This is a genomic window from Ureibacillus sp. GCM10028918, from assembly GCF_042666115.1.
Classification (GTDB): domain Bacteria; phylum Bacillota; class Bacilli; order Bacillales_A; family Planococcaceae; genus Ureibacillus.
Genome location: NZ_JBHTFK010000017.1, coordinates 261,611 through 283,620 on the forward strand (window position 1 = coordinate 261,611; position 22,010 = coordinate 283,620).

At 34.7% G+C, this 22,010-nt stretch carries 19 protein-coding genes and 2 pseudogenes; 7 read left to right on the top strand and 14 right to left on the bottom strand.

What is annotated here, in order from left to right; translation table 11 throughout:
- Positions 1 to 326: 326 nt before the first annotated feature.
- The gene (locus tag ACFQU5_RS14155) at positions 327 to 743 is read left to right on the top strand and encodes a DUF3888 domain-containing protein (protein WP_390288855.1); all 417 of its coding nucleotides are present in this window, start codon (positions 327 to 329) and stop codon (positions 741 to 743) included.
- A gap of 223 nt (positions 744 to 966) precedes the next feature.
- On the opposite strand, the gene ACFQU5_RS14160 is transcribed toward ACFQU5_RS14155, so the two are convergent.
- From ACFQU5_RS14160 to ACFQU5_RS14175, 4 genes are all read right to left on the bottom strand, one after another.
- Positions 967 to 1,194 (bottom strand): hypothetical protein, encoded by a 228-nt coding sequence (locus ACFQU5_RS14160; protein WP_390288858.1) that lies wholly within the window; start codon positions 1,192 to 1,194, stop codon positions 967 to 969.
- A 214-nt stretch (positions 1,195 to 1,408) separates the two neighbouring features.
- Entirely contained in the window at positions 1,409 to 1,804 is a 396-nt protein-coding gene (locus ACFQU5_RS14165) for a hypothetical protein (protein ID WP_390288861.1), read from the bottom strand.
- Positions 1,805 to 2,244: 440 nt separating this feature from the next.
- On the bottom strand, positions 2,245 to 3,147 hold the full coding sequence (locus ACFQU5_RS14170; protein ID WP_390288864.1) for a DMT family transporter: 903 nt from the start codon (positions 3,145 to 3,147) through the stop codon (positions 2,245 to 2,247).
- Between the two features lie 70 nt (positions 3,148 to 3,217).
- Positions 3,218 to 3,364, bottom strand: a complete 147-nt coding sequence (locus ACFQU5_RS14175; RefSeq protein ID WP_390288867.1) for a hypothetical protein — start codon at positions 3,362 to 3,364, stop codon at positions 3,218 to 3,220.
- Positions 3,365 to 3,491: 127 nt separating this feature from the next.
- Here ACFQU5_RS14175 and ACFQU5_RS14180 point away from each other — a divergent pair, with 127 nt between their 5' ends.
- Positions 3,492 to 4,361: a LysR family transcriptional regulator gene (locus tag ACFQU5_RS14180; protein WP_390288870.1), complete on the top strand. Its 870-nt coding sequence runs from the start codon at positions 3,492 to 3,494 to the stop codon at positions 4,359 to 4,361.
- Positions 4,362 to 4,675: 314 nt separating this feature from the next.
- On the opposite strand, the pseudogene ACFQU5_RS14185 reads toward ACFQU5_RS14180, so the two are convergent.
- From ACFQU5_RS14185 to ACFQU5_RS14215, 7 genes and pseudogenes are all read right to left on the bottom strand, one after another.
- Positions 4,676 to 4,956, bottom strand: a pseudogene (locus ACFQU5_RS14185) (hypothetical protein).
- A gap of 243 nt (positions 4,957 to 5,199) precedes the next feature.
- Complete coding sequence (locus ACFQU5_RS14190) at positions 5,200 to 6,465, bottom strand: erythromycin esterase family protein (protein ID WP_390288873.1); 1,266 nt, start codon at positions 6,463 to 6,465, stop codon at positions 5,200 to 5,202.
- Between the two features lie 109 nt (positions 6,466 to 6,574).
- Positions 6,575 to 7,144 (bottom strand): DUF2812 domain-containing protein, encoded by a 570-nt coding sequence (locus tag ACFQU5_RS14195; RefSeq protein ID WP_390288875.1) that lies wholly within the window; start codon positions 7,142 to 7,144, stop codon positions 6,575 to 6,577.
- Positions 7,131 to 7,448, bottom strand: a complete 318-nt coding sequence (locus ACFQU5_RS14200; RefSeq protein ID WP_390288878.1) for a PadR family transcriptional regulator — start codon at positions 7,446 to 7,448, stop codon at positions 7,131 to 7,133. The genes ACFQU5_RS14195 and ACFQU5_RS14200 overlap by 14 nt, the downstream gene beginning before the upstream one ends.
- Positions 7,449 to 7,971: 523 nt before the next feature.
- Entirely contained in the window at positions 7,972 to 9,396 is a 1,425-nt protein-coding gene (gene aspA / locus ACFQU5_RS14205; protein WP_390288880.1) for an aspartate ammonia-lyase, read from the bottom strand.
- Between the two features lie 344 nt (positions 9,397 to 9,740).
- The gene (locus ACFQU5_RS14210; protein ID WP_390288883.1) at positions 9,741 to 10,244 is read right to left on the bottom strand and encodes a YfbM family protein; all 504 of its coding nucleotides are present in this window, start codon (positions 10,242 to 10,244) and stop codon (positions 9,741 to 9,743) included.
- Positions 10,245 to 10,530: 286 nt separating this feature from the next.
- Positions 10,531 to 11,514 (bottom strand): alpha/beta fold hydrolase, encoded by a 984-nt coding sequence (locus tag ACFQU5_RS14215; RefSeq protein ID WP_390288886.1) that lies wholly within the window; start codon positions 11,512 to 11,514, stop codon positions 10,531 to 10,533.
- Positions 11,515 to 11,864: 350 nt separating this feature from the next.
- On the opposite strand from ACFQU5_RS14215, the gene ACFQU5_RS14220 reads away from it, so the two are divergent.
- From ACFQU5_RS14220 to ACFQU5_RS14230, 3 genes are all read left to right on the top strand, one after another.
- Positions 11,865 to 12,953, top strand: a complete 1,089-nt coding sequence (locus ACFQU5_RS14220) for an NAD(P)-dependent alcohol dehydrogenase (protein ID WP_390288889.1) — start codon at positions 11,865 to 11,867, stop codon at positions 12,951 to 12,953.
- Between the two features lie 331 nt (positions 12,954 to 13,284).
- Positions 13,285 to 13,950: a hypothetical protein gene (locus ACFQU5_RS14225; RefSeq protein WP_390288892.1), complete on the top strand. Its 666-nt coding sequence runs from the start codon at positions 13,285 to 13,287 to the stop codon at positions 13,948 to 13,950.
- A 48-nt stretch (positions 13,951 to 13,998) separates the two neighbouring features.
- Positions 13,999 to 15,501, top strand: coding sequence for a glycine betaine uptake BCCT transporter (locus tag ACFQU5_RS14230; protein WP_390288895.1), 1,503 nt, complete (start codon positions 13,999 to 14,001; stop codon positions 15,499 to 15,501).
- Between the two features lie 143 nt (positions 15,502 to 15,644).
- Here the strand turns inward: ACFQU5_RS14230 and ACFQU5_RS14235 are convergent, their stop codons facing one another.
- The 3 genes and pseudogenes from ACFQU5_RS14235 to ACFQU5_RS14245 all read right to left on the bottom strand — a co-directional run bounded on the left by ACFQU5_RS14235 (position 15,645) and on the right by ACFQU5_RS14245 (position 18,624).
- Positions 15,645 to 16,481: an EamA family transporter gene (locus tag ACFQU5_RS14235; RefSeq protein ID WP_390288897.1), complete on the bottom strand. Its 837-nt coding sequence runs from the start codon at positions 16,479 to 16,481 to the stop codon at positions 15,645 to 15,647.
- Between the two features lie 170 nt (positions 16,482 to 16,651).
- Positions 16,652 to 17,404 (bottom strand): AAA family ATPase, encoded by a 753-nt coding sequence (locus ACFQU5_RS14240; RefSeq protein ID WP_390289364.1) that lies wholly within the window; start codon positions 17,402 to 17,404, stop codon positions 16,652 to 16,654.
- 242 nt (positions 17,405 to 17,646) lie between these two features.
- Positions 17,647 to 18,624: pseudogene (locus ACFQU5_RS14245) on the bottom strand (arsenic resistance protein).
- Between the two features lie 304 nt (positions 18,625 to 18,928).
- Here ACFQU5_RS14245 and ACFQU5_RS14250 point away from each other — a divergent pair.
- Together ACFQU5_RS14250 and ACFQU5_RS14255 are read left to right on the top strand one after the other, a co-directional pair.
- Positions 18,929 to 19,255 carry an ArsR/SmtB family transcription factor gene (locus ACFQU5_RS14250; protein ID WP_390288899.1) on the top strand — a complete coding sequence of 109 codons (327 nt, stop codon included), beginning with the start codon at positions 18,929 to 18,931 and terminating at the stop codon, positions 19,253 to 19,255.
- A 119-nt stretch (positions 19,256 to 19,374) separates the two neighbouring features.
- Positions 19,375 to 21,897, top strand: a complete 2,523-nt coding sequence (locus ACFQU5_RS14255; protein ID WP_486395249.1) for a heavy metal translocating P-type ATPase — start codon at positions 19,375 to 19,377, stop codon at positions 21,895 to 21,897.
- Positions 21,898 to 22,010 lie beyond the last annotated feature (113 nt).

Consider the following 22,010-nt stretch of genomic DNA (forward strand, 5'->3'; position numbering starts at 1 on the left):
TTCTAAAATATCATCTTGATTGAATTTGAATACTTTTCATTTCTTTTTAATCAAAATGTTTCTCCTACCCTGTTTCAGTTTTGCTCCCGATTTTTGAATAGCACGAAAGCTGCAAAAAGATTATATTTTCATTTTAGTTAACCAGTATTTCATAAATTGTTCTGCACTTGCTTCTATGGCATTCTTATGAAACTCTTGAATCTGGCCCTTATACCGGAAAAAGACACATTACAAATGCGCCAGATTGTTAAATAAATACATAATTAATTCAGAAGAGGTAACAATACACTTGATTCCGATAAATTGTACGAGGTGTATTGAAGATAATGAAAAAAATGCTAATCGTTTTTATACTATCCCTTGTGTCTATCCCTTCTTTTCAATCCACAACCGTTTTATCAGCTAAAGAAACTCAAGACTCGGAGGAGCTTAGGCTACAGGATATGTTAAAGAATATGCTTGCTCCATATATTGAAAAGGATTTGAATAGCTATTATTATCCTAAAATTTTAAAGGATTTCTCACCCCAGGTTACTCCTTGGAAGATTGTAGTGATTGAAACAAGAAGAGTAAATGGTTTCCGAGGCTTTGATTTGGAAATTACATTTGAAATTGAGCCTACAGATGGTGGACACCATATTCCAGTAGGAAAAGACCGAATGACCTATAAAATCTCCTATGGTCCTGAGGTAGAATTGATAAACCACTCACATCTAAAGACGTATGAATATCCACCAGAATAACAAAAAGTCATATCTGACTAAATTAAAACAGACGCATTCCTTATTTTAAGAATGGCGCCTGATTGTTGAAAATCGATAGTAAAAATTTTGTTCCCGAAAGAATATACTTTCTTTAGAAAAGCCACCCGTTTATCGAAACAGACTATCCCATTTCCAACATTGATTACCAGTTTTAGTTGAGACTTTCAACTAACCATAAGGAAATTTAAACTAGAACATGTGGCTAGATTCTCTTTTTAACATCTTCTCTTAATAATTCAATAATATTATCAGATAAATTTGCTGGAAGAGACGTACCATCTTTAAAAATCCATGTATTAATAATTTCAAGATCTGCTTTCTTAAAAGTAATGCTATAATCTTTATTTTGGTAAGTAAAATCAATAGTCACGAATTCTTCACCATCTAATTCATCATCAATAATCATATTATTTATTTCATACGGCTTCATAAATAGTCTCCTCGTTTAACATTCTTTTATATAGAGTTAACTTTATATTTATCTTTATTCACTATTTTCATCTAATCTACACAGATTATTTCAAGAAGAAAAGGCCGCCCTAAAGACGCTTTCCTTATTCAGAAAAGCGCCCGATTACTAAGAAATATTATTTCTAACTCACATCGACTATAAAGTTTTATACCCTTTTTTAGTGAGAAAAGGATTATTCACTTTCTAGGTACCACATACCGCTTAATGCTAATTTTTTCAACCTCCAACCTTCTTTTTCATAGAAAAGGGAGAAGGCAATTAGAGAACAATCATTTAAGCAACTATCCTCCTTATATTGTAAGAAATACCTAACTCTCAAAAACCTGCCTTCATCTATATAATTAGATTCCATTAATTGCAACTCTTGATTATACCGAGCTTCTATTGATTGTCCAGCCTCTTGAAAGAGCTCAATTTTTGCATCATCAAGATGTTTGCCGTACAACAAGCGATTTTCTAGCCAGGTTGCAGTTCCTGATGAGACTTCCAAAATCAAATAAAACAAAAGCCAGGCAGTGAAAAAATAAGCAAAAACTAAACCATATACTGCCTTCTTCTTTCGATTCATTATATATATGTTCAGTATAGGAAGTACTACAGCAAAAAGAAGGAAAATTGAAAAAAAGAATCCTACTAAAATCCCAAGTTCCCAAACACGATTAGCATCCTTGATTCCTGCATTTATAATAATGATTAATAAGTAAATCCATATAATCAGTGTACTAAGTTAAAAATTTTTCACATCAAAATCCCACTTTCTTACAAAACCTTTTAATTTAACACTACAACACCAAGGTACCCCCATTTCATTAACCTGTCGATTAGTTAAAGGACATTTCTATCAATGCATTTAATTCTAATACAATATCAATATTTTTTTAAAAAAATGCTGTTTAACTATCTTGCCCTTTTAATAAAGAAAGCACAATTCCATTTCAAGAATTGTGCCCGATTGTTGAATAAGTAATTTATTTATCTCTTATTCTTCTATATCTTTAGTTTGTCCTTTTATTTCTTTAAGCTCAACTTGCGTTTTGTTAGTCGTTTTGAAAATCTTACTGATTTTATTTCACTAACAAGTGTAGACCCTAATAGTAATAAACCACCAACCATTTGAATAATTGTCAGTTGTTCTTGCAGGATAATTGCAGAAATTAATATTGCTACAAATGGATCCACATAGCTTAGCATTGCTATACTTTGTCCTTTTAATCCTTCCATACCAGAAAAGAATAACCAAAAACCAATTCCAGTATTGATAATCCCTAAAATTAAAATAAAAGGAATGGAAGAGCTTGATACTTCAAAGATACCAAAACCGGAAGTCAAGAAAACATATGGCATTAGAATTAAAGTAGTTGTACCAAGCTGAATGATGGTTAGCTCTAACTTTCCCATATCTTTAATAAATTTATTTAGCAGCAATAACGCAGCATAAAATGCAGCTGCTATCAATCCAAAGGAAAGTCCAAGTATGTCATCTGATTTCGATGCACTCACCCCTTCTCCTACTATCATTAACATGCCTATGATTGCTATTCCAATACAAAGCATCTTTTTTATGGATAATTGTTCCCTAAGTACTAAAGGTGAAAGAATCATCACAAACACAGGTGCAAAGTAATAACCTAAAGTGGCATTAGCAATTGTCGTATGGTCATATGATTGATAAAGAAAAATCCAATTTCCCCCCAATGCAATCCCTGAGAGAATTAAAAATAAAGCATTAGATTTAACTAAATTCCATGTTATTTTTTTCTTCATCATAAAAAATATTATAAATAAAAATAAGCAACCTAGGAAACTGCTTAGTAGAGCTCTTTCACTTGATGATAGATCGATATATCTAACAACTAAACCGATTGTACCGAAAATAATCATTGATAATATAAATTGAATTTTAGATTTCATTGTCTGCACCTCCGAATGTGTTTTTAATATATGGCATTATAGAACCTCACTTAATATGTAAAGACATCCGCTATGTACGTATGCCTATAATTGCCTCATCTGTGTCTACACGTTCAAATGAAATTTTTAAATTTTTTAAGGATTCATAAACCATTTCTTGTAGAGTTGATAGATAGCTTTCAGGTGCTTGTTTCAAAATTTCACTAATGGAAAACATTTTTATTTACACTTCCCTCTCAAAACTTGATTTTTTAATAGCAAAAGCATAGCATATCTATAAACATTTCAAAATTGAATGTTTCTCATGTAATGTATGAAAAAATCGAATGTATTGGAGAAGATCTATGAATATCCAAAAATATATGGCATTTGTCAAAGCAGTAGAATATGGCAGCTTTACAAGAGCTGCAGAAGCATTGGATTATACACAATCAGCGATTAGTCGTATGATTAATGATTTAGAATCGGAATGGGGAATTTTACTATTTGAAAGAGGACGTGGAGGTATTACTTTAACATCTGATGGTTTAAAGTTATTTCCACAGTTAAAACGAGTATGTAATGAACATGAAATGCTAATGATGCAAATTGAGGATTTACACGACATACAGTCTGGTATCATTCGAATCGGAACCTTTTCAAGCGTTGCGACACATTGGCTCCCTAATATAATTAAAGTTTTTAAGAAAGATTATCCGGGTATTGATTTTGAATTATTGTTAGGGGATTATACAGAAATCGAAAGCTGGATCAGCGAAGGACGGGTCGACTTTGGATTTTTGCGATCACCAACAAAAACAGAAATGGAAACAATCGTAGTAGAGCAAGACCGTTTGTTGGTAGTCATCCCACAAGATCATCCAATTGCTAATTACGATAAGTTTCCAATCAATGAATTATTAAACAGTCCCTTTATGCTTTTAGAAAAAGGTGCAAAAGCAGAGGTCTCTGAAATTTTCGAGCAACATCAAATTTCACCTCAAATTTCATTTACTACATGGGATGATTATGCAATAATGTCTATGGTCGAAAATGGTCTGGGAATCAGTATATTACCTGAACTAATTTTGCAACGTATTCCTTACCAAATTATAGCGAAGGAGCTTGAAGTTCCTGCTTTTCGAAATATTGGGATTGGTATGAGAGAGCAAAAATCCCTTTCACTAGCGGCTAAGAGATTTTTAGAATACTTATCATATAGAAAGAGAAAGTAGAAATGCATGGGAGTGATATTGGTGAACCCACCTTTTTTTACAAACTTTTACTTGTTTTCTAATCACTTCTACAGTATACGAATTACGGATTTTCCATACATTTTTATTATCCGAACCCGCTTTGTAATTTTAACTGCAAAGCTTCCTCATCTTGAGTGTTATTCAACAATCTGGCCCTTAAACGGAAAAAGGCACATTCCTTATTAAAGAAACGCGCCAATTGCGGAAGATCGTTATTTAATTAAAGGCTCCGTTAGTTATACATAAGGACTTACACTATAATTAGATATTAAAATAAATGATGTGACAATAAGTCATTGTTTCTTGCTTTTTCGTTCTAAGAGTATAGGTGCTATATTTAGTAAGATAGAAACAATTGTCAAAAACCATAACGCCCTTCCATAGTTAGGTACTTCCCCTAAAAGTGACCAATCTTCCTTTTTTACCCACTCGGATACAAGACTGTATTCTGAACAAAGTGTTAATGCTGTGATAACCCCATTGCCATCGCAAGTTTGTAATCTTTACCTGTTGTATACATATAAAGATTTATAGAAGTTGCTACTATTGCAATAAGACCTATTATTAACCACATAATGATGCCTCCATCATACTTCCGTTTTATAATATAGACATAAATTGTAATTATATGGTACCCAAAGCTTCCTTTGGGTACCTTTCATAAAAGAATATTGATCAACAATCTAGGCCATTAATTGAATAATGCACTTTCCTTATTCAAGGAAAGCACCCGATTGTTGAAGATTATTATAATAAACAGATACTTATAGGGTTAAGAAACTTCGATTATTTTATGCTGTGTTATTACTGAATAGTGCTATTCTATAATATTTGTTGGTGTTGCTACCTTTACAATAATAATACTGTTATATGCTTCGTTGGGTGTAATTTCAATCGTGTAAAACGTCTTTAAAGTCTTGTACCACCATCGGAAATCATCACCAATATTCGCCATTTTTTGTTTCCTCGACATGAGATCCAATAACTCATCCGACTTACTTGCATTTTCAAAATCAACATAGAATACATTTGACTCCACTTCATTGAATGCATCTACTAAATCGTTGTGATTCTCCAGTGTATAAATTTGGCGTTCACCAGAGCCGCCATTTTTCGCCTGAAACTCGCTGCTGATAAAATCAGTACCAATTGCAAAGTATTTTTCACCATATAGCTCATCTAAATAATTTCCCATCGATTTGTAACCAGCTAACGATGCAGACGTCTTCTCAATGTGCCCATTATGTCCCGTGATGAATATTTTATCGTGACCTCGCTTCTCTTCAAATTCAGCAATCCATTGTAAATTATCCGTCAAATATTGATCACGAAGTTTCGTATAATCTTCCTCGTTTAAAAATAACTGTGTACGCTGTTTCAAGATTTGCGCATATTGCAAAGCAAACAGATAGGCTTCAGTTGACGATTCTTCCACGTAATTATTTTCATTAGTTTGCAGGTCTAACATGATGTTTTCAATTGTTTCATTGATTTCGATCAATTCCTCCGTCGTTAACTCACGCATTTTATCATTTGAAACATGTTCCAGTTGTAAAGCATATTTTTTGAATGCATCTGTGTTTACAACTTTATAGTAGTCAAGCACGCCTTTTTTATTATAGTCATAGCGTTGCATATCATTTCCATAAAAATAAACTTTCCTGTCCTCACTCACCGTCGCGTTATAATCATGCATCCATTGAACAAGATCAATCATTTGTTCCGTTTTATAAATAATATAATCAAGGGTGTTCACGGCCTCTTCTGCAGTACCAGTTCCATTTAAAATGAATTGATTAATTTGCTGTCCGCCTCCAAAATCACCTTCTAGGACAAAAACACGGACATTTTCATTTTTTACCAATACTTCAAAAACGTCTTTTTTCAACTCTTGAAATTCAATATTCCCATGTGTTGCCTCACCCAATCCAATCACCTTTATATCATCCGGGATATCGATTTGTTCAATGGTTGATACGTATTGATCTGCTTCATGAACTGCTTCAACAGTCCCACATCCAGATAATAAAAAAAATAGAGAAATCGCTCCTAACAATAAAGAACTTTTTTCAAAAAAATTCATTTTACATCCCCCAAATTCTCTAAGATTTCACAATACACAAACGCTAGTTCACTAAAGACAGACTTTTACTGGATATGCTTTTTTAAAAGTCATAATTAACTTCTTCGCATTATTTTTCTTTTAACATTGAATATTTTCGATAAGCACTATAGCAACTGATGCCATAGAAAACAGCCATAACGGCTGGAAGTAACCTGAAAATGGCAAATGGAGTTTCAAATAAAAATGCTTTCCAGAATAATGTACCTTTCATACTCCAAAGACCTTCAGTTAAGTATAAACCTGAATCTTTGTAAAGCAGATAAGAGAAATATAAAAACAGTAAAGCTAAACCAGATGAATAACCCATCAATCTTCTATAATAATTACTATTTGATTGGCGATCCGAGAAGATTTCATTTTGATTGTCATCTTCTTTTTGCCAATATTGAATTCCACCAAGCCTGGAGCCTTTTGTATAATTCCAACCGAAGTCTTCATATATCCCTCTGTAATCTTTAAACTTTTCCTTTGATAAATAATCTTGATAATCCAGTCGCATCACATTTCCCTTGTCGTTTTTTTCGAAAGTGTAAATTCCTAATCCACTAATATTTGTACAACGATAGCCTTTTTGTAATTGCTCGTTCAGCCAATGCTCCTCTTTTTCAATATCAAAAAACATTTTAAATTTCTTCATTCGATTCACTTCCTTCGTACAGGGATAAAATATGCAATAACCTGTTTTGTTCCATTTTCAATATGGCGCTTCCTTCCGCAGTTATCATATAAACTTTTCTCCGTCCCGACTCTCCCACAGGTTCAATCCAACCATGCTTATGCAAGTTTTCAATCGCACCGTATAATGTCCCGGCTGCTAAAATAACAGTACCGTTGCTTATATTTTCTATCTTCTGCATTACGGCGTAGCCATGCAGTGGCTCACGTAGAGCTATTAAAATATAATGCATCGTTTCAGACAACGGTAATAATTTGTGCTTCATTTGCTCACCCTCTATTCAGTTTGACTATATAGTTCAACTTAACAACAATATAGTACAGTTCAACTGAATAGTCAACAATCTTTTCAAAATCAGTCAAAGGAACTTAAAGTAAAATGCTTGATAACAAGGTGAAATTCAAGCTAAAAAGTCGCTTTCCTTACGTAAGGGAAAGCGACTTTCTGTGTATGTTATTCAATTAAATGGCCCGTTTCTAGAACAACACTGTTTTACTTGAAAAATTCCTGATGGTTATCGTGGAAAACATTTTTAATAAGAAAGATCTTGAGCATTCGTTCTCACTTCCTCATAGATCACTTCTTTATAGAACAGACTTGTAATACACCTTATTAAATTAATCTGCTCCCTTATATAAAAAAAGACGCTTTCCTGATTTCAGAAAAGCACCTGACTTGATATTGAAAAACACAAAAAGCTGCAAAATGTTTCGTTATCTTAATATTAAAAAACCAGGTTGACTGCAAGCTTCAAAGCTGTTTCGCAGTCAACCTTTGTTTCCTTTAACTTATTTATTTACTAAAGTTCTGCCGCCCGCAATGCCTGGATGTGTCATTTCATAAGGGTCTAATATCTTATCTAATTGTTCTGCTGTTAAAGCGCCTGATTTTATACATAGCTCACGGACAGATGCCCCTGTTGCGATTGCCTCTTTTGCAATTTGAGCAGCAAGTTCATAGCCGATATGAGGGTTTACAGCAGTGATGATCCCTACACTTTGTTCTACATATTCTCTTAAGTGTTCTTCATTTGCTTTAATTCCTACTACACATTTCTCAGTAAATACAGTAAATACATTATTCATCATCGAGATTGATTGAATTAGATTATAGAATAGTACCGGTTCCATTACATTAAGTTCAAATTGACCAGCTTCAGATGCCTGTGAAATCGTTAAATCATTTCCCATTACTTGGAATGCGACTTGGTTCACTACTTCTGGCATTACCGGATTTACTTTACCAGGCATAATCGATGAACCTGGTTGACGGGCTGGCAAGATGATTTCAAATAACCCATCACGAGGTCCGGAAGCCATTAAACGTAAGTCATTGGCAATTTTAGACATATTAATCATGCAAACTTTTAACATTGCAGATACTTCTGTATAACAATCCGTATTTTGAGTTGCATCCACTAAATGTTCTGCCCGGCTTAATGGGTACCCACTCAATTCACTTAGATTTCGAACAACTGCATCAATATATGAAGGGTCTGCATTTAGTCCTGTACCAACTGCAGTTGCTCCCATATTTACTTCAAATAAATGTTGAATTGAAAGTGACATGCGCTCGATGTCACGGGAAATTACTCTCGCATATGCCTCAAATTCTTGTCCGAGTAAAATAGGTACAGCATCTTGAAGGTGTGTACGACCCATTTTAATAACACCAGCAAATTCTTTCGCTTTAGAAATAAAGGCATTCTGCATTGTTTTAGATGAGTTCAATAATTGATTCATTAGGCTTAAGATTGCAATATGTGTAGCCGTTGGAAAAGCATCATTTGTTGATTGCGACATATTGATATGGCTGTTTGGGCTAATCAGTTTATAATTCCCTTTTTCTTCTCCCATCAATTCAAGGGCACGATTCGCAATCACTTCGTTTGCATTCATATTGATAGAAGTGCCCGCACCACCTTGTATCGGATCAACAATAAATTGGTCATTCCATTTTCCAGTAATCACTTCATCACATGCTTGAAGAATAAATTGGCCAATTTCGTTCTTTAACATACCAACTTGCATATTTGCCAGTGCAGCAGCTTTCTTCACAATTCCTAAAGATTTAATAAGTTCTGGATGGATTCGGTATCCAGTGATTGGAAAGTTTTCAACTGCTCTTATCGTTTGTACACCATAGTAAGCGTCCTTTGGTATTTCCTTTTCACCTAAGAAATCTTTTTCAATACGAAATTCTGTAATTCCCATATTACTAATCTCCAATTCTACTGTAATCAAATAAGTGTAGGTTACATTTATAATTTATTTAAGTTGTGAATCTATCTCTAGATTAGCACAATATCATCTCATTTTGAGATTAAAAAATAAAAAAATTAATTCACGGAATTGTTTGAAATTCAGAATGAAATGACTAATATAACGGGTACCACAAAAATAATAGGAAAAGAGATCTAACAAAAATTGCTAGATCACTTTTCCTTTTAAACGTTTTATTATTTCTGTAAGAAGAACAATTCAAATAGTTTTACGTCATACATCCAGAATTTCTGCACCATTCGATTGTTTTCGTTGATACGATTAGAGCACTATTCTCAACTACTTTTAAGAAATAAACAACAACAAGCTTCACCTTGATTAGCAGCTAGCCGATAGAATTCTACCAAAGCTTTGAAGTTCTCAACCAAGTACTCTTTATCTTCTTCCGTCCATTGTCCATCAAATGGATAAATGTCAAATTTATTAATCTCTATCTCTTTGTATCGAGTTGCAAATTCTCTAACAGAAACTATTTCGAGTGCATTTGCAATATCTTTTACCTCTTCTACTTCTAAATACCTTAGAGGTCCATATCCAAGATCGCTGCCAATCTCTGTTCCTCCAAATATAGCTAATCCTGATAAAGATTCAATAGGCTTTTGTAAATCGGCAATTCCTGTTAGTAAAAAATATATACCATGCCATGCTTTATCTATATCAAATTCTCTATCTTCTAACTTCACGTTTTGAAAAACAACATCTTCGATTTCTTTTGTTTCTGACTTTATATGCATTAGAAAATCAGAAGTGACTCTTATATAGCTTGCAATTAATTCCATATTTTCTACTTCAAAAATTTAATTTCTATTATTTTGTAAATTATTTGGCGCTTATTCACTCAAATTGAGTATTGCTTCATATAACTGTTAGATACAAAAAGTAGTCCATTGATAACTTCTAATTATTATTCCTCGAAGTTTTACCTTCATTCATATTCTCCCTATGGTTTATTACTCGAAAATAATGAATGACGCCATCATAGTATTCTTGATCCTCAATCTCGGTTTCTGAAAATAGTTGCAATCTTTCTTGCATTTCCTACTTCCACTCATTTGCCTATATCTTTTACTTATCAGCTGCACTTAATTTTATGAACTCATCTACTTCCCTACTCATTTCTTTATAACGCGTCCAATGGAGATAATGATGTCCCTTGAGGGTAACGATTTTACTGGCAGGTGAATTCGTTAACTGTGTTTCATAAAAAGTTATGTTGGTTTTTCCATTTTTTGTTTCCTTATCCACTTTTGTAGTGAAGATTAAGATCGGCATATTTGAAGGGAAGTTCATATCAACCGTTTTACGAATATTATTCTCTATTTCATTGGCCTCATTGATAATGTTCTTGTTATACCCCTTCCAAGCTGAGATCGCCTTGGTTATTTTTAAATTTTCTTCAGAATAGGTACCAACTTCTGCAATAGGTAAGAAACCTTCAGGATTTATATTTAACACTATTCTTGCTAGTCCTGTTGGTGCCATATAGCTTAAATATTTAGGCATTGTAGGAGCATTTTCTCCAAAATACTCTAATGCTTGAGGTAATGTAGGGTCGATTCCTACGATAGCTTTAACTTCCTCTGGATATTTATTGGCAAAATACATGCTATAAATTCCTGAAATGGAATGGGGCATCAAAATATATGGGCCTTGTATGTTGTTTTTCCTAAGCGCCATTCTAATTTCTTCTACTATATTTTCAACTGAACGCTCCTCATCGGTTATATCGCTCCAGCCGTATCCAAATGATTCTACCACTACTATTCTATTTTCCTTTGCCATTTCATTTATTAGAGGCTCAAAATCAAGAGTGGGTGCTGCGGTTCCAAGACCACTTAATAAGACGATCGTATTCTTGCCATCACCTTTTGTATAAAGGTGCATATTTTCACCTTGAACCTCAACTAATTCTCCTATTGCCGGGTAATTTTTTTGCTCATATACGGTCATAAAATTACTTAAAATGGACCAAAACAATAATATTGCTACTAAAGCCATTAAAATATTCCTAAAAACAATCCACATTCTAAATTTCTTTTTAGTTTTCATATTTTCACTACTTCCTTATGGTCTTCTTTCTTATAGCTACATTTTATCGCGTGAACGAAAGCCAAAGTAATGCACCTGGGAATTATTTCTTGCTAGGGCTTGAGGCTTACTAAAGTCATCAGCAAAAATACAAATAGAAAAATGCCATTTTTCCTCTAAGAACACCTATTTCATCTACTAATCTAGCAATCGTCAATAATATTACTGTAAATTGCATATTAAATCCCCTTTTGAATCAAAATGAAATTAGAAAGTGATTTAGATGAATTGTACCAACTTTTATAAAGAATTCCTGCAATTCAATCAATTGTATCCATAAGAGAACGTAACTTTTAAAGGAGTGTCTACACATGAAAATTAAAGCAGCGGTTACACCTAGACAAGGCCAGGAATTTAAAATTGAAGAAGTAGAATTAGAAGAACCGAAAGCAAATGAAGTATTAATAAAAATCGTTGCTACAGGTGTATGCCATACAGATGCTGTTGCACGAGATGCAGCAATCGCCCCCCTACCTGCTGTACTTGGACATGAAGGTTCAGGAATTGTAGAAGCAGTTGGTGAAGGTGTCACACGTTTAACAAAAGGCGATCATGTTGTATTATCCTTCGCACATTGTGGGCATTGCGCTCATTGTTTAACAGGTCATCCAACAGTTTGTGAAACATTCAATGACCTGAACTTTGGTGGCACACATGACGACTACACACATCGTTTATCAAAAGATGGGCAGCCACTGTCAACTTTCTTCGGTCAATCTTCATTCGGAACATTTGCAGTAGCTCACGAACGAAATGTAGTAAAAGTCGATAAAGATGTAGATCTAGCATTACTTGGTCCTTTAGGGTGCGGGATTCAAACAGGTGCAGGCACTGTTTTAAACAAAATTAAACCAGAATTTGGCTCAACAATTGCCGTTTATGGTGCAGGCGCAGTAGGTTTAAGTGCAATCATGGCTGCAAAAATTGTAGGCTGCAAAAAAATTATCGCTGTGGATGTACATGACTCACGCCTGGAACTAGCAACAGAGCTTGGTGCCACACATACTTTTAACGGTACAAAAGTGGATGTAGTCAAAGAAATAAAAAATATTACAAATGGTGGTACTACGTATGCAATTGATACAACAGGGGTTCCACCAGTAGTTCGCCAATGTTTACAAGCATTGCGTCCACTAGGAGTTGCAGCAATCGTAGGTGTTACACCAGAAATGAATATTGATGTGCATAATGATTTAATGGCAGAAGGTAAAACAATGATGGGCGTAATCGAAGGAGATGCAGTTCCAAATGTCTTCATTCCGCAATTAGTTGAATACTACAAAGCAGGGCAATTCCCATTCGATAAATTGGCCAAATACTATGATTTCGACCAAATTAATGAAGCCTTTGAAGCATCAAAAAATGGCGAAGCGATTAAACCAATTTTACGTATCCAATAAATTCGGTTCTTGGCAGTAAAATGAATTTTACTGTTAAAATGCTAAATTATTAAACCCCCGTATATATTTACGGGGGATTTTTAATGTTAACCTTTTCCCCTTGCTCTTCTATTCTCCATGTAATTAATTGCTTAAACGTCTGTAAGGATGTACCTTGTGCCGAGTCAATGTCACATCTTGATGTGAAACACAACATTAATACTTTAAAATTCTTCGAATAAATAATTCATGTTTTCTATAAATCAAGGCATTCTATAAAATAAAGCGCTAAATCCGTTATTGCAAGTTGTTATAAATTTTACTCCACCTATTATTGAAGGGAGATTTGGTTGTGAAATTGTATCAAGTAAGAAAAGGGCAATTTGTATACTATAACAATGAGTTACACAAGGTATATGCAGTAAAACCCATATATAAGCTATCCGTACATCTTATTAAATTAAGGGATCTAACACAGCATATAACCAATGCAGCAAGTGTTACTAGATACATCCCAACGGAAAATGACAGCTTTATTTATGATCATAAAGTATATACGCTCAGGAATAATCAAAAACCAGTAGCTGGAGATCTAATTTTAATTAACAATCCTAACCCCGATACACTGGACAACTATTCCCTAAATGAAATTGAAATGGTTGAAACAGTTGATAACAAAGGTGTTATAACAAGTGATTTGGATGGTATCAAGCATTCCGAGTATTTATTGATGGTGCCTGGCCGGGCTCCTGACAGTCATCCTATCGATTATCAAGACATGGTGAATATCAATGAAGACTATGATAACGTTAGCCCGCAAATTATCCATCCATACGGTGAGCTATCCGTACAGTTGGGAGACATATACAAAAAAAAGGATAGTGATGTGTTAATTGAAGCAATGGTGGTTGAAATTAACGGACAAACTATTTACCTAGGTGGCAGTATAGAAGTGCCGCACGAAGAGTTGATGAATCCGAATAAATGGGAATTTCAATATAATCCCTTTAATAATTGAAAAAGCTAAATCTACATTGTATTCTTCTTCAATTACCAGGAGGTTTCCATGAATAAGATTAAAGAAAATAGTGTTTTTTTTATCTCTTTGTTTTTGACCCTGATTTTTATTATCTGGGGAGTTTTTTTTACAGATAATCTTACCAAAGTAACGAACGCCATTTATAATGGCTCAATTGATTACCTAGGGTGGGTTTATCTCGGTACTACTATATTCTTCGTCTTTTTTTCTATCTACTTGTTGTTCTCGAGATACGGAAATATCCGACTAGGTAGGAGAAATGACAAACCTGACTTCTCTACCGCTTCTTGGCTGGCCATGTTATTTGGTGCTGGAATGGGTGTGGGGATTGTGTACTGGAGCGTCGCCGAACCAGTAACCCACTACACAGCTCCTCCGTATGGAGATCCATATACCATCGAAGCAGCCAACACCGCAATGAAATATACATTTTTCCATTGGGGGCTGCATCCGTGGGCTATCTACACCGTTATAGGGTTGGCTCTTGCTTTTTTTCAATATAATAAACGTCTTCCTGCATCTATCAGTTCAGCTTTTCATCCTATATTGGGCGACAGGATTTACGGACCGATTGGCAAAACCATTGATATTTTATCCATCTTTGCAACAGTTTTCGGGATTGCCACTTCTTTAGGGCTTGGGGCCATGCAGGTTACTGCTGGTATGCATGACATATTCGGTATACCTAATACATTATTTATACAGCTAATTGTCATATTAGTTGCAACCATCCTATTTATTATTTCCCTTAATACTGGATTAGAAAAAGGAATAAAGTTTTTATCCAACGCAGCGATTATCTTTTCTGTGGCAATCATTGTACTGATTCTGTTAGTAGGTCCAGCGTTGACTGTATTTAAAGTGTTCTTCAATACAACAGGACTGTATTTAAGTGACTTTTTACATATGAGTTTACGATTAAGTCCTTTTGGAAAAGGTGAGCAATGGATCGCTTCATGGACCTTGTTTTACTGGGCATGGTGGATTGCCTGGGCACCATTCGTCGGCATGTTCATTGCCCGTGTTTCTAGAGGGAGAACCATAAAGGAATTTGTGGTCGGTGTATTGATTGTTCCCACACTCGGAACCTGCCTTTGGATGTCCGTTTTTGGCGGATCGGCTCTTGCCCTTGTACAAGATCCGGCTAACCAAGATTTAGCAAAACATATCGCCGAAAACGTTTCATTGTCTATTTTTATATTCTTTGATCACCTACCGTTAAGTTCTCTGTTAAGTATTTTAGGTTTCGTTGTGGTTGCGATTTATTATATAACAGTTGCCGATACTGCAACCTTTGTATTAGGAATGCTAAGTGAAGGCGGAACATTAAACCCTTCCAACAAAATAAAAATGACATGGGGAGTTATCCAATCTGCTTTAGCTGCCGTGTTGCTGCTTGCCGGAGGGTTGGACGTATTGCAGACTGCCTCCATCGCAGCTGCACTCCCATTCGCCATTATCATGCTCGTCATGAGTTACTCTTTGTTAACTGGTTTAAAAAGTGAAGCAAAAATAAAAAGAGGCAGTTGATAAACTAACAACTTAACCGGGATTATCACAAAAACCTTCCATGTTGGAAGGTTTTTGTGTATTAATTATAGCCCTTACCTAATTCGGGTAAGGTTCAATGTAAAAAACGGAATTTAATTTTTATGATATCAAGAATCTTTTCGTTAAATTTTCGTTAGCATAATCCCAACTAGTGCAGTTATCACCCCGAAAACTTGATACAATTTAAGCCTCTCTTTATATAGCCAACAACTACTGAGAACGACAACTAAACAACTTAAACTAACAATTGGGAATACAATACTTGCAACACCTGTATCAAGAGCAAAAAAGTAGCTGCTATAACCTATAACACTAAAACAACCAATAATTGCACCAAATTTCAGTTCTGTACGCTGCCATTTCTCCTTCAGAATGAAGCTATTAATTAATAAATAAACAGCACCGCCAGCATACATACAAACAAGCGTATTAATTGAATCAATATGTAAATGTGAAGATGTCTTCATAAGCACACCGAGTACACCAAACGATCCAACCGATAGTAATACACGGTACATCCATGGCTTATAGTTTATTTTAACACCACTACGTGGTACATATTGGATGACAGCTGCAGAAGCAAGCATAACAATAATGCCCATCCATTGAATGAGTGTAATGTGTTCGTGAAAAATAAGTGCCGCACTTAGTATTGGAATAACCGTATTTGTGCTAATAAGCGGTGACGTTATACTCGCCGGTCCTTTTTCGAATGCCTTTGCCATCTGTATATTACCATTTGCATTCAATATCCCGATAAAGATACCTAATACAATCGTTAATCCATTAAATGGAGCAAACCCTGAAACTATTCCATAGCAGCACATTAAAAGAAACGCGATTAGGTAAAAGAAAAACTGCATATGTACTTTTGATAGACGTTTTCCTGAAGTGACCTTAAAAATCATATTATTAATCCCAAAGCAAAACATCGTCATTACTGCTGCTATAATCCACACTTAAAATCCTCCTCTCCCATTGATAGAGTTATTTTAATATAAATTTCCAGTATTTAAAATATTTTTTTATTTAATATAGGCACCTTATATGTTGTGGGTTGTAAATAATAAAAATGTGTGTTGAGGGATAGCACTCAATACCAAGATAACACATAATTACACAACTAATTTTATTGAAAAAGATGGTGCAGCATTCGATCTTTATTTTCAAAAAATTGCTTCATAATTGAATAGTGTTGTGTATCCTCCAATGTTGATTCACTGATTCCCTCTTCAGAAATCTGCATTATCTTAGCGTTTGGATAGGCCATAATAATCGGTGAATGAGTAGAAATGATAAATTGAGAACCCCGATGTACAAGCTCATTAATCCTAGCCAGCATTGACATTTGTCTTAATGGTGATAACGCTGCTTCCGGCTCATCAAGGATGTATAAACCATTTCCTTGAAAGCGCTCGATAAATGCCGCGAAAAAAGATTCCCCATGAGATTGTTCATGTAGTGATTTCCCCCCATAAGAATCGATAATTCTACGCCCCAATCCAGGTTCCTTATCCAAATCCTCTATATTAGTCGCTACATTATAGAAAGTTTCCGCTCTAAAGAAAAAATGATCCTTCGCTCTATTTACTCCTTTTACTAAACGGAGGTATTCGTCTAAAGTTGAGTGTGAGTCATAGCTAGAAAAATTGAAGTTTAATGTGCCTCCTTCAGGATTAAATTCTAAAGCTATGGCAATACCCTCAAGTAATGTTGATTTCCCCATGCCATTTTCACCAATAATATAAGTGACACTTGGGTGAAACAATATTTCATGGAAATTCTGAATAACTGGAAGATTGAATGGGTAGTGGTTATAGGATGAAATTTGGTCTCTATTTAGATGAACTGCTCGAACATATTGAGAATCCTGATTTAGCATTACCAATGTAACAATCACCTCTTTGTTATTTAATTTATAACTCCATTTTAAGGGAATATTATATTTTCTTCTACAAGCACCACCATATTTCTATAGCTATGCTTTACTCTAATATTTTCTTATTTATTATGTACCTATTAATTTAAGATAGGTAATTTTGAACGCATTGTCTTGGCTGTCTAGTACATATCGTGAATATCCACTTTTATTTAAATTTGTAGCTATTAATCCGAGGAAGAATACTATTCTTTAATTTTTGAATCTTTTAATATCAAATTGGGAACAGCCTTGATATAGACTAATTCGCCTATTAACTCCACAATCGTTTGTGTTACAATCACAGCTGCTGCCAACGTTGCCCAATACTCAGGTAAAGCCAGTGCTAATGGAAGTACTACAAGGGAGTTCCTTGTTCCGGTACTGAAGATTAGCGTTCTGGCTTCCCCCGTATCCAATCTAAATGAGAATGCGATAAAGCGTGAAATAAATGGTGTGATGATTAAAAATAAAATATAGATTGGAATTACACGTACAATAACATCTAAATCGCTATAAACCTTTCCTATTTGTGATGCGACTACAGCAATTAATACCAAAGCCATAAATGGAACCGGCAACCATGCTGCGTAGACTAAAACTTTTTCTCCCAGTACTCTCTTTTTAGCCCACAATTGAGTAATCACAGCTACCATTAGCGGAGCAACTATCAACAATAGAAATGCTTAAAACAGCTTTACCTGAACTATGCCAACCATCTTTTCACCAATAAACAACCATAGATACAAAGGAAGCAAGATTATTTGTACTACAAATAAAATAGGCGTAGATGCCAACATTAATTTCTCATTTCCTTTACCTAGTTGAGTAAAGACAATCACATAATCAATACATGGAGTTAGTAAAACTAAACAGACACCTAATAATGCTGGTGGAGATTGCGGAAATAATAATGTTAAAATCCAAACAATTATTGGAATCCCAATAAAATTCCCTAAAAGTAATGATTTCATAAATTTCAGATTTAAAATAGCCTCTCGCAGTTTTAGGAACGGTATTTGGGTGAACATTCCATACATCAGAACAGCAATTAGTGGCGAGATCGTCTGCTCTAAACTAGTTCCTATATCTTCAATAGATAGACCTATAAGTCCTCCTAGAATTAAAGCAAAAACATATATCCAAATCTGATGATTTTCTATCTTTTCCCTAGTGATATTCAATTCTAATACCTCCTGCCTTATGTTGCTTCGATTCTTTACAACAACAATAAATACATTGTTTTTTAAAAAATAACGCTCCAGCTATTCATTAGTATAACATGGCAGTTTTTCGTTACTTTCGAAATATCTAGTGTATTGTAAGTAAATCTTTACTTTACTCAACAATTTTGCGCATTGGTCAGTTATAACTCTTTTATTCAAGAAATTTCCACTTTTTAATTAATTATTGACACTCATATTAGTAAATACTAATATGATAGTAATACTACATATTAGTCACAGCTAATATGAAAGGAGACAGCTGATGCAAGTGCAAACAACCAATTTTGATATGAAGATGAAACTAATCCACGGTTTTTCTAATAAAACCAGAATTCAAATTCTAGAATGTATTAAAGAAGAAGAAAAAACTGTTTCTCAAATTATTGAAGAGACAAAAGGAAGTCAATCGAATATTTCACAACATCTCGCCTGTTTAAAAGGTTGTGGAATTATCGTAGGCAGAAATGAAGGCAAATACATGTACTATAGCTTGCGGAATCAACATATACGAGATTTATTAACTATGTTTGATGTCGTGCTAGAAGATGTAGAAAATGACGTTGCTTGTTGTGATCGCCACATAGATTAGGAGGGATTATATTGGCAGAAAAATGCTGTGGCTCAAATAAAAAAGTTGAAATAATAGAAAATAGTTGCTGTAACTCTACTGTTAAAGCTGTAAAGTCAAGTTGCTGTTCCGATAACAAGATTGCAGAGATTAATTCGATATCCATTGTAAAAGAAGAAAAATCGAGCTGTTGCAGCAGTAATTCAAAGAAAGAATTAGTAGAAGAGCAAGAAGAAGAATCTGAATGTTGCAGCAGTTCTACAAAGGATATAACTATAGGTACAAGAAATCCAAATTGCTGTAGCAACAATGCACAACCTTCAAATAAATTGATTACGGGTTCTACCCCTTCAATAGAAAATATGACCTATAGAGTAAATGGAATGGATTGTTCTGCATGTGCAGCAACAATTGAAAAAGGATTAAGTAAACTTGCAGATATAGTAGAAGTTAAGGTAAATTTCAGTACTGCAAAAATGCAAGTAGCTGCAAGTAATGCTAATGCGTTGATTCCAATTGAAACGGAAATTGAAAAACTTGGATACTCTGCTGTACCTTTCAATCAGAATAAAAAACTGAAAACATACATTATCGAGGGAATGGACTGTGGCAGCTGTGCAAAAAGCATCGAAAATCACCTAAATACCCTACCATCCGTTAAAAACGTTAGTGTTAATTTCTCTACCGGCAAAATGAAAATCGAACATTCGAGCAGTGTTGATGATCTTATTTCAGAAGTCTCCAAGATCGGTTATAAAGCTTCCCTACCATTAAGAAAGCAAGATAATGAATCTAAACAAAAACCTGAAAAAGAGATGAGTTTAGTCATTTTATCTGGTGTATTGATAATGTTTGGTTTTATTGGCTCTTCAAATGGTATTTCCCCAATGCTTTCCACAATTCTTTACGGTATTGCTATCGTGATTAGTGGATATAAACCGGCAAAAAGTGCATTCTACGCAATTAAAAGTCGCTCTCTTGATATGAACGTACTAATGTCTGCAGCTGCAATTGGAGCTGCCCTGATTGGTGAGTGGCTTGAAGGTGCAACAGTTGTATGGTTATTTGCAATTGGGAACTACCTTCAAAATAAATCCATTGAACGCACAAGGGATTCAATTCGTAATCTAATGGATTTAGCCCCACTAGAAGCATGGGTTAAGGTGGGCAATGGGGTTTTTAAAAAGCCGGTTGAAGAAATCAATGTTGGTGAAATCATCATTGTAAAACCAGGAGAAAAAATCCCTTTAGATGGTGTAATCATACTTGGAGAATCTAGTATCAACCAGGCACCAATTACCGGGGAATCTATTCCAGTTGATAAAGCCCTTGGTGATTCTGTATATGCGGGTACGATCAATGAACATGGTTCTCTTGATATCAAGGTTACAAAGTTGGTTGAAGATACAACGATATCGAAAATTATTAACCTTGTAGAAGAAGCACAAGAACAAAAAGCACCAACAGAAGCATTTGTAGATAAATTCGCTGGCATTTATACTCCAATTGTTTTTATCTTAGCATTATGCATTATGGCGCTGCCTCCCCTACTTGGATTCGGCACTTTTGGAGTATGGTTTTATAAAGGATTAGAACTACTTGTTGTTGCTTGTCCATGCGCTTTAGTTATTTCGACTCCAGTTGCCATTGTGTCAGCGATAGGTAATGCTGCAAAGAATGGTGTTTTAATTAAAGGCGGTACTTTTTTAGAAAAGGCTGGCGCCATCAGTGCAATTGCATTCGATAAAACCGGTACTTTAACTGTAGGTAAACCTAAAGTGACTGAAATAAAAACAATCAATGGTTCGGAAGAAGAGTTATTATCAATTGCATTAACTCTAGAAGAATATTCAACGCATCCTATTGCCAAATCAATTGTTGATTATGTTAACGAAAAAGAAGTACGTCCTTATAGTGGGGAATCATACAAAAACATTGTAGGTAAAGGTGTTAAAGCAACCATTGAAGGAGAATTCTATTATGCAGGTAATGTAAAGTTATTCAAAGATCTTAATATTTCTTTAGAAAATTTGAAGGAATATTTGCAAGAGATACAAAGTAAGGGAAAAACTGTGGTAATCATTGGATCACAAACGAAAATTATCGGGATCCTTGCAGTTTCTGATACCATTCGAGATAATACAGTATCTGCTTTGAATGCATTAAAACAAAGTGGCGTTAAGCAAACGGTCATGTTAACTGGAGACAATGAAGGATCAGCAAAACAGATTGCTTCACAAGCCAATGTTAATCGTTATTTTGCAGAGTTATTACCAGAGGATAAAGTAGCTGCTATTAAAGGATTAAAAAATGAAGGCCATAAGGTTGCGATGGTAGGAGACGGTATCAATGATGCTCCCGCTCTAGCAACAGCAGATTTAGGAATTGCAATGGGTGGGGCTGGGACAGATACAGCAATGGAAACGGCGGATATCGTGTTGATGGCTGACAATCTTGATAAACTCCCTCATACAATGAAGTTAAGTCGAAAAGCCTTAATGATTATTAAACAAAATATTTGGTTCTCCATTATTATAAAAGCAGCTGCATTAGTATTGATTTTCCCAGGTTACCTGACACTTTGGATGGCTGTACTAAGCGATACAGGTGCCGCATTGATCGTCATTTTAAATTCAATCAGGCTCCTAAAATTTAAAGAATGATTATTGGGTGGGGCTGGGACTGAACAAAACTTCTGTTCCAGCCTTATTCTTTACACCACCCTACCTCACTATCTACATACTCCTTGCGAACCTAATCCTTAGTTTCCTCCTTA

What these genes read in the sequence shown, in the direction of transcription:
- ACFQU5_RS14155 (WP_390288855.1), top strand. Translation starts at nt 327, where the DNA reads ATGAAAAAAATGCTAATCGTTTTTATACTATCCCTTGTGTCTATCCCT.
- ACFQU5_RS14160 (WP_390288858.1), bottom strand. Translation starts at nt 1,194, where the DNA reads ATGAAGCCGTATGAAATAAATAATATGATTATTGATGATGAATTAGAT.
- ACFQU5_RS14165 (WP_390288861.1), bottom strand. Translation starts at nt 1,804, where the DNA reads ATGAATCGAAAGAAGAAGGCAGTATATGGTTTAGTTTTTGCTTATTTT.
- ACFQU5_RS14170 (WP_390288864.1), bottom strand. Translation starts at nt 3,147, where the DNA reads ATGAAATCTAAAATTCAATTTATATTATCAATGATTATTTTCGGTACA.
- ACFQU5_RS14175 (WP_390288867.1), bottom strand. Translation starts at nt 3,364, where the DNA reads ATGTTTTCCATTAGTGAAATTTTGAAACAAGCACCTGAAAGCTATCTA.
- ACFQU5_RS14180 (WP_390288870.1), top strand. Translation starts at nt 3,492, where the DNA reads ATGAATATCCAAAAATATATGGCATTTGTCAAAGCAGTAGAATATGGC.
- ACFQU5_RS14190 (WP_390288873.1), bottom strand. Translation starts at nt 6,465, where the DNA reads ATGAATTTTTTTGAAAAAAGTTCTTTATTGTTAGGAGCGATTTCTCTA.
- ACFQU5_RS14195 (WP_390288875.1), bottom strand. Translation starts at nt 7,144, where the DNA reads ATGAAGAAATTTAAAATGTTTTTTGATATTGAAAAAGAGGAGCATTGG.
- ACFQU5_RS14200 (WP_390288878.1), bottom strand. Translation starts at nt 7,448, where the DNA reads ATGAAGCACAAATTATTACCGTTGTCTGAAACGATGCATTATATTTTA.
- aspA (WP_390288880.1), bottom strand. Translation starts at nt 9,396, where the DNA reads ATGGGAATTACAGAATTTCGTATTGAAAAAGATTTCTTAGGTGAAAAG.
- ACFQU5_RS14210 (WP_390288883.1), bottom strand. Translation starts at nt 10,244, where the DNA reads ATGGAATTAATTGCAAGCTATATAAGAGTCACTTCTGATTTTCTAATG.
- ACFQU5_RS14215 (WP_390288886.1), bottom strand. Translation starts at nt 11,514, where the DNA reads ATGAAAACTAAAAAGAAATTTAGAATGTGGATTGTTTTTAGGAATATT.
- ACFQU5_RS14220 (WP_390288889.1), top strand. Translation starts at nt 11,865, where the DNA reads ATGAAAATTAAAGCAGCGGTTACACCTAGACAAGGCCAGGAATTTAAA.
- ACFQU5_RS14230 (WP_390288895.1), top strand. Translation starts at nt 13,999, where the DNA reads ATGAATAAGATTAAAGAAAATAGTGTTTTTTTTATCTCTTTGTTTTTG.
- ACFQU5_RS14240 (WP_390289364.1), bottom strand. Translation starts at nt 17,404, where the DNA reads ATGCTAAATCAGGATTCTCAATATGTTCGAGCAGTTCATCTAAATAGA.
- ACFQU5_RS14250 (WP_390288899.1), top strand. Translation starts at nt 18,929, where the DNA reads ATGCAAGTGCAAACAACCAATTTTGATATGAAGATGAAACTAATCCAC.